13 protein-coding genes and 1 tRNA gene are annotated in these 13,478 nt (G+C 40.7%); 3 read left to right on the top strand and 11 right to left on the bottom strand.

All coding sequences use genetic code 11. The features are described 5' to 3' along the window. Positions 1-231: 231 nt before the first annotated feature. The 11 genes from GKG41_RS21520 to dnaA form a co-directional block, all read right to left on the bottom strand. Positions 232-319: transfer RNA gene (locus tag GKG41_RS21520), tRNA-Ser, on the bottom strand. Positions 320-545: 226 nt separating this feature from the next. Beyond that, a complete protein-coding gene (locus tag GKG41_RS21515) occupies positions 546-1,256 on the bottom strand; it encodes a lysophospholipid acyltransferase family protein (RefSeq protein ID WP_154262170.1) in 711 nt (236 codons plus the stop codon). Positions 1,257-1,274: 18 nt separating this feature from the next. After that, entirely contained in the window at positions 1,275-1,829 is a 555-nt protein-coding gene (locus tag GKG41_RS21510; protein WP_154262167.1) for a Fe-S-containing hydro-lyase, read from the bottom strand. A 42-nt stretch (positions 1,830-1,871) separates the two neighbouring features. Next, positions 1,872-2,714, bottom strand: coding sequence for a fumarate hydratase (locus GKG41_RS21505; RefSeq protein WP_154262163.1), 843 nt, complete (start codon positions 2,712-2,714; stop codon positions 1,872-1,874). A gap of 93 nt (positions 2,715-2,807) precedes the next feature. Then, on the bottom strand, positions 2,808-3,446 hold the full coding sequence (locus GKG41_RS21500; RefSeq protein WP_154262161.1) for a hypothetical protein: 639 nt from the start codon (positions 3,444-3,446) through the stop codon (positions 2,808-2,810). A 36-nt stretch (positions 3,447-3,482) separates the two neighbouring features. Then, entirely contained in the window at positions 3,483-5,996 is a 2,514-nt protein-coding gene (gene gyrA, locus GKG41_RS21495) for a DNA gyrase subunit A (RefSeq protein WP_154262158.1), read from the bottom strand. A 75-nt stretch (positions 5,997-6,071) separates the two neighbouring features. Then, on the bottom strand, positions 6,072-7,988 hold the full coding sequence (gene gyrB, locus GKG41_RS21490; protein ID WP_154262150.1) for a DNA topoisomerase (ATP-hydrolyzing) subunit B: 1,917 nt from the start codon (positions 7,986-7,988) through the stop codon (positions 6,072-6,074). A 28-nt stretch (positions 7,989-8,016) separates the two neighbouring features. Beyond that, positions 8,017-9,102 carry a DNA replication/repair protein RecF gene (gene recF / locus GKG41_RS21485; protein ID WP_154262141.1) on the bottom strand — a complete coding sequence of 362 codons (1,086 nt, stop codon included), beginning with the start codon at positions 9,100-9,102 and terminating at the stop codon, positions 8,017-8,019. A 12-nt stretch (positions 9,103-9,114) separates the two neighbouring features. Continuing rightward, positions 9,115-9,324: an RNA-binding S4 domain-containing protein gene (locus tag GKG41_RS21480; protein ID WP_154262133.1), complete on the bottom strand. Its 210-nt coding sequence runs from the start codon at positions 9,322-9,324 to the stop codon at positions 9,115-9,117. An 8-nt stretch (positions 9,325-9,332) separates the two neighbouring features. Further along, the gene (gene dnaN, locus GKG41_RS21475) at positions 9,333-10,445 is read right to left on the bottom strand and encodes a DNA polymerase III subunit beta (protein ID WP_154262130.1); all 1,113 of its coding nucleotides are present in this window, start codon (positions 10,443-10,445) and stop codon (positions 9,333-9,335) included. A gap of 284 nt (positions 10,446-10,729) precedes the next feature. Further along, a complete protein-coding gene (dnaA, locus tag GKG41_RS21470) occupies positions 10,730-12,085 on the bottom strand; it encodes a chromosomal replication initiator protein DnaA (protein WP_154262127.1) in 1,356 nt (451 codons plus the stop codon). Positions 12,086-12,676: 591 nt separating this feature from the next. On the opposite strand from dnaA, the gene rpmH reads away from it, so the two are divergent. The 3 genes from rpmH (at position 12,677) to yidD (ending at position 13,429) form a co-directional block, all read left to right on the top strand. Next, positions 12,677-12,811 (top strand): 50S ribosomal protein L34, encoded by a 135-nt coding sequence (gene rpmH / locus GKG41_RS21465; protein WP_072851143.1) that lies wholly within the window; start codon positions 12,677-12,679, stop codon positions 12,809-12,811. Positions 12,812-12,876: 65 nt separating this feature from the next. After that, positions 12,877-13,248 carry a ribonuclease P protein component gene (gene rnpA / locus GKG41_RS21460; protein ID WP_154262118.1) on the top strand — a complete coding sequence of 124 codons (372 nt, stop codon included), beginning with the start codon at positions 12,877-12,879 and terminating at the stop codon, positions 13,246-13,248. Next, positions 13,220-13,429, top strand: coding sequence for a membrane protein insertion efficiency factor YidD (yidD, locus tag GKG41_RS21455; protein ID WP_206671807.1), 210 nt, complete (start codon positions 13,220-13,222; stop codon positions 13,427-13,429). The genes rnpA and yidD overlap by 29 nt, the downstream gene beginning before the upstream one ends. Positions 13,430-13,478: the final 49 nt, after the last annotated feature.

Below are 13,478 nucleotides of genomic sequence, written 5' to 3'. Positions count from 1 at the left end.
GCAGCAACTCTTAAATATTACCACAGGCTGTTGTGTCTGTCAATAACTTTTTTTATTTCTTTTTATCAGTTATTTCCGTGTGACTCACAGCAACTTTTATATAATATCATAAGCAGTCTGCCTTGTCAACAACTTTTTTTGCTTTTCTTATTGCCTAACAGCAACTTTGATATATTACCATATCTTACCATTTACTGTCAAGGTTTTTTTTATCACTATTTTAGTAAAAACCGGAGAAGGAGGGATTTGAACCCTCGCGCCGCGTAAACGACCTATACCCTTAGCAGGGGCACCTCTTCAGCCACTTGAGTACTTCTCCAAATGCCTAACTAAAATAATTATATGCGCTCCCAATTCGGTGACGCACATGTTATTATACTTGCTAAAAACTCTTTTGTCAATAATTTTCAACAAGATTTTTCATAATATTTTCCATAACTCTTTTGCAGCTGTATTTGGAATTAATCCCCAACTTCATTATGCCCAGTTTTAAGTCATTTCTTACATTATTTCACCATAAATCTGTACTAATGTGCCTATAAATTTTACTCATTTTCCCTTATTACAGTCTCAATACGACGTTTTACTTCCGCGGCAATCTCTGTAGATTTCATATCCTTATATTCTTCATAATAAAGGGGCCTCAAAAAATGAACCTGTACCGTAAGTCTTTTTATTGAATTTGTATCAAACGCCTGGTAGGAGTTAATAAGGGCTACAGGGACAATGGGGCATTGAGACTTTGTAGCACTTTTAAAGCTTCCGCCCTTCATCTCTAATAGCTCATTTTTATTTCGGCTTCTGGTGCCCTCTGCAAAAATCAGATAATTTCTTCCGTTTTTCACTTCTACAGCCACCTGTTGAATCACTTTCATAGACTGCCTCACATCATCTCTGTCCAGAGCATATGCCTTCATGCACTGAAACACTTGTTTCAGAAAGGGTGTATTTTGAATTTCCTTTTTCATAACAACAGAAAAGGGGCGGGGACAGGCCTGGAGAATAGCCAGCACATCAAATAGCCCCTGATGATTAGGGAAAAACATAAATCCATCCTTGGCTGGCAGATTTTCCACCCCATGGGCATCTATGGTAATTCTTCCCCCTTTCATGGCGCGGCGGTCTATTAGTTTGAGAACCTCATATCTCTCTGCCTCTGGATATTTGTCCGCATGGGAAGCATAGTAACACAATTTAAAATAGAGATAGGGCACAAGTATAATATTATATAAGACCATCAATATAATTCTTTTCATGATTCCATCCCTTTTGTCTTAATTTTCTGTACAATATTCTTTGATCGCGGTTTCATAGAGATTATTCCCCTTACAATCGGCTACTACAATGACAGGGAAATCCTTTACCTCAAGCTTTCTTACCGCCTCCGTACCCAGATCCTCGTAGGCAATAATTTCAGAGGATATAATACATTTTGAGAGTAAGGCTCCCGCTCCCCCCACAGCAGCAAAATATACCGCACCATTGCGCACCACAGCGTCTAACACCTGAGGAGTCCTTTTTCCTTTACCTATCATTCCCTTTAATCCCATATCTAATAAGCGGGGGGCATATTTATCCATACGGCTGGCTGTTGTGGGTCCTGCGGAACCGATGGGCCGTCCCTCTCTGGCAGGGGAAGGTCCCATATAATAGATAATATTATTTTTCACATCCAAGGGCAGTTCCTCTCCTCTGTCCAGTGCCTCGTCCATTCTTTTATGGGCAGCATCCCTGGCTGTAAAAATGGTTCCGGTAATATATACATAATCTCCCGCTCTCAGATCACCGGCGGTTTCATGGTCAAGCGGCGCTGTTATATGCTTATTCATCTGATATCCTCCCTGAATTAAGTACTGCAACTATGATTCCTCTTATATTATCCTGACAGCATGGCGGTTTACATGGCAGCAAATATTCACCGCCACCGGCAGACCTGCAATGTGTGTGGGATAGGTATTAATATTGACTGCCAATGCAGTAATTCTGCCTCCCAATCCACCTGGGCCGATCCCGGATCCATTAATCTTTTCCAGCATCTCCTCTTCTAATTCCCTGACATAAGGGATTTGAGATCTTCTGTCAGTATCTCTGGTCAGTGCCTCTTTTGCCATTAGGGCACATTTTTCAAAAGTACCACCTATTCCAACACCTACAACCATAGGCGGACATGCGTTAGGCCCTGCATCCCGCACAGCTGTAAGGATAGCACTTTTTACCCCCTCTATACCGTCCGCAGGTTTAAGCATAAAAGTCCTGCTCATATTTTCACTGCCAAATCCCTTAGGGGCAACCGTGATTTTCACCTGTTCCCCCGGGACAATAGAATAGTGGATGACTGCAGGTGTATTGTCTTTAGTATTCTCTCTGTAAATGGGATCCCTGACCACTGATTTTCTCAGATAACCTTCCCGATATCCCTGCCGCACGCCTTCGTGTACCGCATCCTCAACACTTCCCCCAGTAAAATGAACCTCCTGCCCCACTTCCAGAAATATAACAGCCATACCGGTGTCCTGGCAGATAGGTATCCCGTCTTTATCTGCAATCTCAAGATTCTCCTGCAATTGTTCCAGGATCTGCTTTCCCAGGGCAGACTCTTCTTTGCCGACTGCCTCTTCCATACGCCGCACCATGTCGGGTGATAAATTATGATTTGCCTCGATACACATTTCCTTAATGTTTGCAGTAAGCTGCCCTACGCCGAGTTCTCTCATGCTTACGTTCCTCCTGACGTCTACTTTAACTATCTATAAACCTTAGAAAGGAACTTATAAATCAAAAGATTGATTCAAAGTCCCTTCCCCTCATCATTTTTTTTCTTTACTGCCGCCATTTAACAATTTATCCAGTTCCTCTGAAATATCATTCTCATAATCCGGATTATCTTTTATAAATTTGTTATAGCGCTTTTCATAACCTTCATAGTCCTCTGTCTTTACAAACTTTGCATACTGTTCTTTGGAAATATCACTCATCTCTGTAGTAATATCCTTACCCGGAACCACATAATATTCTTTATCCTTTTTCTTTACAAAGTATGTACTGATAGCCGGAGCCTGAAGCTTCACCGTTTTTTTCTCGTTTTTGCCTTTTTTATTCTTTGTTGTCGTTGTCTTTTTCATCTCATAGTCATAGATTACATAAACAAAATCATAACCATTGAAGGTCCCCAGTGACTCACACTTTTCAAAATTAATATCCTTTGCCCCGTGTGCCTTAAAATACTTTAAATTGTAATCTATTTCTTTTTTAACATCTGCATCTACCTTATCTTTTTTTCCAATGCCGAAACACTTTTTAACTGCGTCCTCATCTTCAAACTGATACGCATTGACCAGAGATTTTACGACGCTCTCCGGTGAATTATTGCTTACTTTCACCCCGCAGCCGCTGAGTAAGACAGCAGCTGCGAGAAGTATGACTCCTACCCCTTTTAATTTCTTCATTCTTCCGTGCTCCCTAGGTTCTATCCCTTTATCTGATTATTCCTTATCTTCTTTTGCCTCTGGTTCCTCTTCAGCTCCTGACTCCTCATTTTTAGGATCTGATTCCTCTGACTTTTCCCTTACCTTGGCAATACTGGCCACGGACACTCCATCCTTCAAATCCATAAGCTTGACCCCTGAAGTTATTCTTCCCAGCACAGAGATGTCTTTGCAGGACAGACGGATAATGATTCCCTCAGTGGTAATCAACATTACCTCATTATCCATATTCACTGCCTTTGCCCCGATCACATTTCCTGTCTTTTCCATGATCTTATAGCATTTTACCCCTTTGCCGCCTCGGTTCTGACTGGTGAACTCACCCATGGAAGTCATCTTACCCATACCGTACTCCGATACAATCAGAAGATAATCTCCCTGAGAATTCAGCTGCATGCCTATCACTTCATCATTGTCAGCAAGATTCATTCCTCTGACCCCTATAGATGTTCTTCCTGTACTTCTTACATCCGTCTCCCTGAAACGAATACACTGACCGAACTTTGTCACCAGAATAATATCCTTGCGGTTGTCTGTAGACTTGACTTCTATCAACTCGTCCTCATCCCTCAGAGTAATAGCGGCAAGACCGGTCTTACGAACATGTTCGTAATCTGTAATAGGTGTCTTTTTAATAAGTCCTTTCTTGGTCGCCATCATAAGATAGTGCCCCTTCTCATATTTATGAATCGGGATCACTGCTGTTATCTTCTCCCCCGGAGATAACTGAAGCAGATTAATAATGGCAGTTCCCCTTGCCGTGCGGCTGGCCTCCGGAATCTCATACGCTTTGATTCTGTAAACCTTGCCGGTATTGGTAAAGAACATGAGATAGTGATGAGTGGTTGTCATCAGTAGTTCTTCAATATAGTCGTCTTCAATTGTCTGCATCCCTTTAATGCCTTTGCCGCCTCTGTTCTGGTTGCGGAAATTGTCTACTGTCATTCTTTTGATATATCCGAGTTTTGTCATGGCAATGACTGTATTATCCTTTGGAATTAAGTCTTCCATAGAAATATCATACTCGTCAAATCCGATGGATGTTCTTCTCTCATCCCCAAATTTCTCTGAGATCGCCAGAATTTCTTCCCTTATAATTCTAAGGAGAAGATTACGATCCGCCAGGATTGCTTTATACTGACGAATCTTTTCCATCAATTCCTGATATTCATTTTCCAGTTTTTCTCTTTCCAGACCTGTAAGTGCCCGCAGACGCATATCTACGATCGCCTGTGCCTGAACCTCGGAAAGTTCAAAGGCTTCTATCAATCCCTCTTTGGCTATTTGTGTGTTTCTGGAACTCCGGATAATACGGATCACCTCATCAATGTGATCTAGTGCCTTCAAAAGTCCCTCTAATATATGGGCACGCTCTTCCGCTTTATTCAGATCATACTGCGTTCTCCTGGTAACAACCTCTTCCTGATGTTTCAGATAGAACCTTAGCATATCCAGAAGATTAAGTACCTTAGGCTCATTGTTTACAAGCGCCAGCATAATAACCCCGAAAGTATCCTGAAGCTGTGTATGTTTATAGAGCTGATTTAACACCACATTGGCATTGGCATCCCTTCTCAGGTCAATGCAGATTCTCATACCTTCACGGTTGGAATGGTCGTTCAGATCTACGATGCCGTCAATCTTCTTATCTCTTACCAGTTCCGCTATCTTCTCTATAAGCCTTGCCTTATTTACCATATAGGGCAGTTCTGTGACTATAATCTGACTTTTACCGTTGGGAAGAGTCTCAATATTTGTCACTGCCCGTACACGGATCTTTCCTCTTCCTGTGCGGTAAGCCTCCTCGATTCCCCGGGTTCCCAATATGGTTGCGCCCGTAGGAAAATCCGGTCCTTTTACTACCTCTAAAATCTCCTCTATCTCTGTGTCTCTGTCTTCCTCTATAATGTTATCAATAATTCTGACAACAGCATTTATCACCTCCCGAAGATTATGGGGGGGAATATTGGTAGCCATACCTACGGCTATACCAGAAGTACCATTTACCAGAAGGTTCGGATATCTGGAGGGAAGAACTACAGGTTCTCTCTCCGTCTCATCGAAGTTCGGCGCAAAATCCACTGTGTTTTTATTAATATCTGCCAGCATCTCCATTGAGATCTTGCTTAATCTGGCTTCTGTATAACGCATAGCTGCTGCGCCGTCGCCGTCCACAGAACCAAAATTCCCGTGTCCGTCTACCAGCGGATAGCGGGTAGACCATTCCTGGGCCATATTCACCAGTGCTCCGTAGATAGAGCTGTCCCCATGGGGGTGATACTTACCCATGGTATCACCTACAATACGGGCGCATTTCCTATGGGGTTTATCCGGTCCGTTATTCAGCTCTATCATTGAATAGAGCACACGCCTCTGCACTGGCTTCAGTCCATCTCTCACATCCGGAAGAGCACGGGCGGCGATAACGCTCATAGCATAGTCAATATAAGAGGTTTCCATTGTTTTCTGCAAATCCACCTCATGGACTTTATCAAAAATATTGTCTTCCATTGTTTTCTCCTTTTACGGGGGCTGTCATCCCCTGTTTTGCCTGTTGAAAATTAAGAGTCAAAGGGGTGATATTTATTAAATATCCAGATTCTTTACATATTTGGCGTTTGCCTCTATAAATTCTCTTCTTGGCTCTACCTTATCCCCCATCAGTGTGGTAAAGGTCAAATCGATTTCTGAAGAGGCCTCCTCGTCCATGGTCACCCTCAGCAGGATTCTTCTTTCCGGGTCCATAGTTGTTTCCCAGAGCTGCTCTGCGTCCATCTCCCCAAGCCCTTTATAGCGCTGGATCTTGTTGTTGGTATCCCGTCCAATCTCTGCAAGAATATTGTTCAGCTCCTCATCACTGTAGGCATACCACACCTTTTTATTTTTTTCAAGCTTATAAAGAGGAGGCTGAGCCAGATATACATATCCCTGTTTGATAAGTTCAGGCATAAAACGATATAAAAAGGTTAATAATAAGGTTGCAATGTGAGCACCGTCTACATCGGCATCCGTCATAATAATGATTTTATGGTATCTGAGCTTTGTAATATCAAAATCCTCATGAATCCCTGTACCAAAGGCAGTGATCATAGCTTTGATCTCAGCATTGGCATATATTTTGTCCAGCCTTGCTTTTTCTACATTCAGAATCTTTCCTCTAAGCGGAAGGATCGCCTGGGTCGCCCTGCTTCTGGCAGTTTTAGCGGAACCGCCGGCGGAATCACCCTCCACGATGTAGATCTCACAATTTTTCGGATCTTTGTCAGAACAATCCGCCAGTTTTCCAGGAAGAGACATGCCTTCCAGAGCAGTCTTACGCCTGGTCAGTTCTCTGGCCTTTCTTGCAGCATCCCGTGCACGCTGGGCCAGCACAGACTTTTCAATTATAATTTTGGCTGTGGAAGGGTTCTGCTCTAAGAAAATCTCCAACTGATTGCTTACAATATTATCCACAGCACCTCTGGCTTCACTGTTCCCAAGTTTCTGCTTCGTCTGTCCCTCAAACTGAGGATCCTCTATCTTTACACTGATAATAGCCGTCAGACCTTCTCTGATATCATCACCGGTAAGATTACTCTCTGTATCTCTTAAAAGCTTATTTTTCCTGGCATATTCATTAAATGTCTTGGTCAGAGCATTCCGGAATCCAACAATATGGGTTCCACCCTCCGGAGTAGTAATATTGTTAACAAATCCATAAGTGTTCTCTGTATAGGAATCATTGTGCTGCATAGCCACCTCAACGGCTACACCATCCTTTTCTCCCTCACAGTAAATAATATCCGGATAAAGAGCTGTCTTACTTTTGTTTAGATAAGTGACAAACTCTTTAATTCCTCCCTCGTAATGGAAGGATTTCTCTACAGGATCCTCAGGACGTTCATCACGGATGGTAATCCTAAGATTTCTCGTAAGGAATGCCATCTCACGAAATCTCTGTTTCAGCACATCATAATCAAAGACCGTCTCTTCAAAAATTTCTTTGTCCGGAAGGAAAGATACCATGGTACCGCTTTTATCCGGATCACATTCTCCGATAACTTTTAATTTGTATACTACATGTCCCCGTTCATAGCGCTGCCGGTATACTTTTCCCTCACTGTAAATAGTAACCTCCAGCCACTCGGAAAGTGCATTGACAACAGAAGCGCCAACCCCATGGAGACCGCCAGATACCTTGTATCCCCCGCCGCCAAATTTGCCCCCGGCATGGAGAATTGTAAATACTACTTCTACTGCAGGAATCCCCGCTTTATGATTAATTCCAACAGGTATCCCACGTCCATTATCAGTGACAGTAATAGAATTGTCCTTGTTAACAGACACGTGAATGGTATCACAAAAGCCTGCCAAAGCTTCGTCTACAGCGTTATCCACAATTTCATAAACCAAATGATGGAGCCCCCTTGCGGATGTACTGCCAATATACATACCCGGCCTTTTACGAACTGCTTCTAACCCCTCTAATATTTGAATTTGATCTGCTCCGTACTCTGTACTCATGCGATTCCTCCTGTTATAAGCTCTTTGCCTAGTTTGAATGGTAGACACTTCCCTCTACCACTTTGAACACTTTATTTATTTTAAATCTATTATTTACGAACTCGTCCAGCCCGGTACAGGTGATCAGGGTTTGTATGTCCCGGATACTGTTCAATAAATAGTTTTGCCGGTTACTGTCCAATTCAGACAGAACATCATCTAATAATAAAATTGGAGTATCTTTAATGATTTTTTTTACAAGATAAATTTCCGATAATTTTAAAGACAATGCAGCGGTTCGTTGCTGCCCTTGAGAGCCGTATTTGCGAATGTCAATATCATTAATATTAACACATAAATCATCTCTGTGGGGGCCAATAGAAGTTGTTTTAAATTTATAGTCTTTCTCTCTGTTATGTTCCAGGTGTATTTTAAACTGTTCCGCCGGGGTATTGGGCTCATAGAGAAGACGAATCTCTTCTCTGTGCCCCGTGAGATTTCTGTGAATCTCACCGATAATATCATTTAATTCCCTGACAAACTTTTCTCTGGCCTTTATGATCTTGCTGCCGTAGTGGACCATCTGCTCATCCCACACCTCTATGGTATCCTTCAGTTCCGGGCGGACCCAAAGATCCTTCAGCAGTTTATTTCTCTGATTGACTACATGATTGTAAGAAGAGAGATCCGCCAGATATAATTTATCCAGCTGACAAAGTTCCAGATCCAAAAAACGGCGCCTTTCTCCCGGTCCATTCTTTATAATATTCAAATCCTCAGGAGAAAAAAATACAATATTTACAATTCCAAAAAGCTCCCTAGCTTTTCTAATTGGAAGTCCATCAATTGCAATCCCCTTTGATTTGCTTTTTTTTAAATGCATATCTATTTTGTGGGATACGCCATCTCTGTTTACAAGCATCCGAATATGTGATTCGTCCTGCAGGAACCGGATCATTTCTCTGTCCTTACTTCCGCGGTGGGACTTTGTGGTTCCGCAGAGATATATAGCCTCCAGTACATTTGTCTTACCCTGGGCATTATCTCCGTACAGTATATTAGTCCCTTTGTCAAACTTCATATAAAGAGAATCATAATTTCTATAATTTTTCAGTTCAATAGATTCAATATACATGGGCCACCTGATTTACTTTATGACTTTGATTTCTTTGCCCTGAAAGGATACAATATCCCCGTCATAGAGCTTTCTTCCCCTTCTTGTATCTATCTCCCCGTTAACTTTTACAAGTCCGTCCTGTATGACATATTTTGCCTCTACTCCGTCCTCTACAAAGCCCGCGGCTTTTATCGCCTGACCTAATTTGATGTATTCTTCTCTTAATTTTATGTTATCCATATTTTTTCCTATCTGTTCACCGCATTAAAATTAACCGGCAAAATTAAATAAATATATTGTTCTTCTTCATCTTTGATAAAGCAGGGCGCTTTTGGATTCATCAGATAGATACTTACCTCTTCATCGTCTATGACCTTCAGAGCATCTATAAGGAACTTGGGATTAAATCCAATCAGGATATCTTTCCCTTCTTTCTCAATGTCGATCTCTTCATCCATGGATCCAATTTGAGAATCGATCTGAAGCTCCATAGATCCGTCTGAAATCTGGATAATAATCGGTTTTTTATCACTTTCTTTTACCAACAGCGTAGCTCTGTCAATACAGTTTAAAAATTCTCTCTTATTAATCTTAACTTTAGTCTCATAGTCACTGGACAGCATCTGATCAATCTTGAAATACTCACCCTCGATCAGCCTGGACACCACCACAGTTTCATCAAATTCAAATACTATATGGCTGTCTGTAAAAAAAATATGAACCATATCCTCCGCTTCCCCGGATAAGATCTTACTGATCTCGTTGAGTGTTTTTCCGGGTACCACTACTTTCCGATCCTTCGCTGCTTCCTTTAGCTGAACCTTACGGATTGAGATTCTGTGTCCGTCCAGAGAAACAATACGAAGCGTATCCTCCTGAATCTGGATCAATTCTCCCGTCATCAGCTTATTATTTTCATTGGCAGCAATGGAGAAGATGGTCTGCCGAATGATTTCTTTTAAAGTAAACTGGGAAAGTGTTATACACTCATCCCTTTCTATAAATGGAAGATAGGAAAAATCCTCTCCCGATTTTCCAGGGATATTAAACTTTGCCTTCTCGCAAGTGATTAAAGTATTCAGTTTTTCATCGGTGGTAATGACAACTTCATTTTCAGGAAGTCTTCGCACTATCTCCGAAAAGATCTTTGCATCCAGAGCAATGATACCCTTTTCAATAATCGTGCCTTCTACCTTTGTCTCGATCCCAAGCTCCATATCATTGGATGTAAATTTGATATCCCCAGCAGAAGCATCAATCAGAATACATTCCAGTATAGGCATTGTAGTTTTCGAGGGTACTGCCTTCATAACTATATTAACACTTTTTAGTAGATTCCCTTTGGAACAAGATATTTTCATAATGTGTATAACTCCCTTCATGTGAAAAAGTGGCTTAAACAAATAAATATAATAAATAATCCGTAGTATCCGTAGTAGAGGGTGTGAATATGTGAAAAACTACTTTAACCCCAGATAACCAGAGGGTTTAGCTTAAGGATAAGGATGTGGGAAATATCCGGATTCCCGGTGTATGAATTGTTGATAATTCACATTACAAAAAGAGAGATCAACTTGTACACACATTTCCACCTCTTATTAACATGAGATCAACCGGCATTTGTGGATAATTGATCTCTACCACCCTACTTACCTGGATTAATCTTCTTTTTAAGGATATCAAGGGTGCTGCTGATGGTTTCATTATTCTTACTTAATTCCGACTCAATTTTGCTGCAGCCATTCATAATTGTGGTGTGATCTCTGTTGCCGAGACATTTCCCTATATTTTTAAGTGTTACATTTGTCATTTCCCGGCAGAGGTACATGGCAATCTGCCGGGGAAGAACAACTTTGGAATTCCTTTTAGTACCGCTTAAATCTGAGGCTGAAATATCAAAATGTTCAGCTACAATATCTATGATCAGCTCTGGGGTAATTACTCTTTTTTCATTGGGAGAAATAATATCCTTTAATACTTTCTCCGCCAGCTCAATGTTTACTTCTCTCTTCTCAAGATTCGCGTATGCCATAATTTTATTCAGAGCGCCTTCCAGTTCACGAATATTAGACTTTATGTTCCTTGCGATATATTCAATAACCTCTTTGTCTATGTCATACCCGTCCAATTCTTCCTTCTTTCGGAGAATTGCCATCCTGGTTTCATAGTCAGGGGAGGAAATATCTGCAATCAGCCCCCATTCAAAACGGGAACGAAGGCGATCCTCCAGAATTTCCATATCTTTCGGCGGCTTATCTGAAGATATAATAATCTGCTTCTTTGCTCCGTGCAGAGCATTAAAGGTGTGGAAGAATTCCTCCTGTGTAGATTCCTTACCTATAATAAACTGAACGTCATCAATGAGAAGTACATCAATATTTCTGTATTTCTCACGAAATTTTGTCATAGTAGTATTATTGCCGTTCCGGATAGCCTCAATCAGTTCATTGGTAAAGACCTCACTAGTCACATATAATACCTTTGACCGGGGATCCCTCTCTAAAATAAAATGGGCTATGGAATGCATCAAGTGTGTTTTCCCCAAACCAACACCTCCGTACAGAAACAGGGGGTTATAAATCTCACCGGGGGACTCCGCCACCGCGAGGGAAGCTGCATGGGCAAATTTATTGTTACTTCCCACCACAAAGGTATCAAAGGTATACTTGGGATTCAGGTTTGCCTTTTCCGCAGTATTCCCTAAATTAGAAGAAGCTGCGGGTGCAGCTGTCTTATCCTGTTTTACATCTTCCGGCAAAATAAATGCGATCTCATAATCATGCCCAGTGATTTCACTAATGGCAACTTTTAAAGGAAGAGTAAATTTTTTACTAATATAAGTAATAAACTGTTCTGATGGAACCAGGATGGTTACGGTATCATTCTCCACAGTATGCACAGTCAATGGCAACAGCCAGGTTTTAAAAGAAACATCGGTGAGTTCGTGTTCCTCTTTCACTGTATTAAGTATCTCCGTCCATTTTTCTTCTATTATATTCATTACCATATCTCCTACTCTAAGCTACTTAATTTATCCATGGATAAACACAACAATAAATGATTGTCTGAAAATCTTCATTCAATCATTTCCTGGAATCCACCTATTTTAATTCATCATTTCTTATATATTATAATAAATCGTGAATTTTCGCAATGAAAAAATGTGTATAGAATGTTGATAAAGTTTCCATAAGAATGAAGATCTTTGATATGATGTGAAAAGTGTGTATAACTTATACCCATAACACACACGTCGAATTATGGAGAAAATAAGGGTTTTTGAGAATATTGGGGGATCTTTACACATGAAACCACAAAGTTATCCACATGTTATCCACAATTTGTGGATAAAGTTACGTAAACTATAAAAAATGTCAGGGGATAACTTTTTATTGTGGAATTTGTTATTTTGGGGTGTCGTAAGGAGACAGCTGGTTTAAATAATTTTTCCAAACTTATTACAAATATAATATTTCCTCTTGACGAATTAGTGTTTTGTGCATATAATTGAAATGATGTTTTCAATCATGCATAATAGAATAATCAGCCATATATGATAGATATTTGGTAAGATAAAGGAGGTGCCAGACTTATGAAAATGACATTTCAACCGAAAAAGAGATCCAGAGCTAAGGTTCATGGTTTCAGAGCGAGAATGAGCAGCAAAGGTGGAAGAAAAGTTTTAGCTGCAAGAAGATTAAAAGGAAGAAAGCAATTATCAGCATAAGACCGCAGATATGTGGTCTTTTCTTCTCTTAAAGATCAGAAACTTCTTAATTAAAGGAATGTACTATGGAATATTCGGAGTCGTTAAAAAAGAATAGAGATTTTCAGGTGGTTTACAGGAAGGGAACATCTTTTGCAAATCGATATCTTGTTATGTATGTAATGGAAAACCAGCTGGAAAGAAATCGAGTTGGAATTTCGGTAAGTAAAAAAGTCGGAAACAGTGTTGTGAGGCATCATCTGACCAGGTTGATTCGGGAAAGTTATCGATTGCATGAACAAGTATTTCGTAGTGGATATGATATGGTGATTATTGTGAGAGTAAATGCCAAGGACAGGAAATTCAGGGATATTGAAAGTGCACTTTTGCATTTGGCAAAGCTTCACCGTATTACAAAAAGGCAGGAAAATGAAAACGATATTAATCAAAATGATTAGGTTATATCAAAAATATTTATCCCCATTAAAGAGAACTCGTTGTCCTTATATACCTACCTGTTCTCAGTATGGATTAGAAGCAATTCAAAAATATGGTGCTGTTAAGGGATCTATGTTAGCTTGTTGGCGGATCCTCAGGTGCAACCCCTTTTCTCATGGGGGTTATGACCCGGTGCCGTAAAGGTAAGGATGAGTTATCCTAAGAAGCGATAACGGCGAGTAGTCGGTTA

It is taken from the genome of Lactonifactor sp. BIOML-A5, assembly GCF_009677585.1.
Lineage (GTDB): Bacteria > Bacillota > Clostridia > Lachnospirales > Lachnospiraceae > Lactonifactor.
The sequence above is the reverse complement of the archived record's forward strand: the minus strand, read 5'-3'. Positions and strand labels throughout refer to the sequence as shown.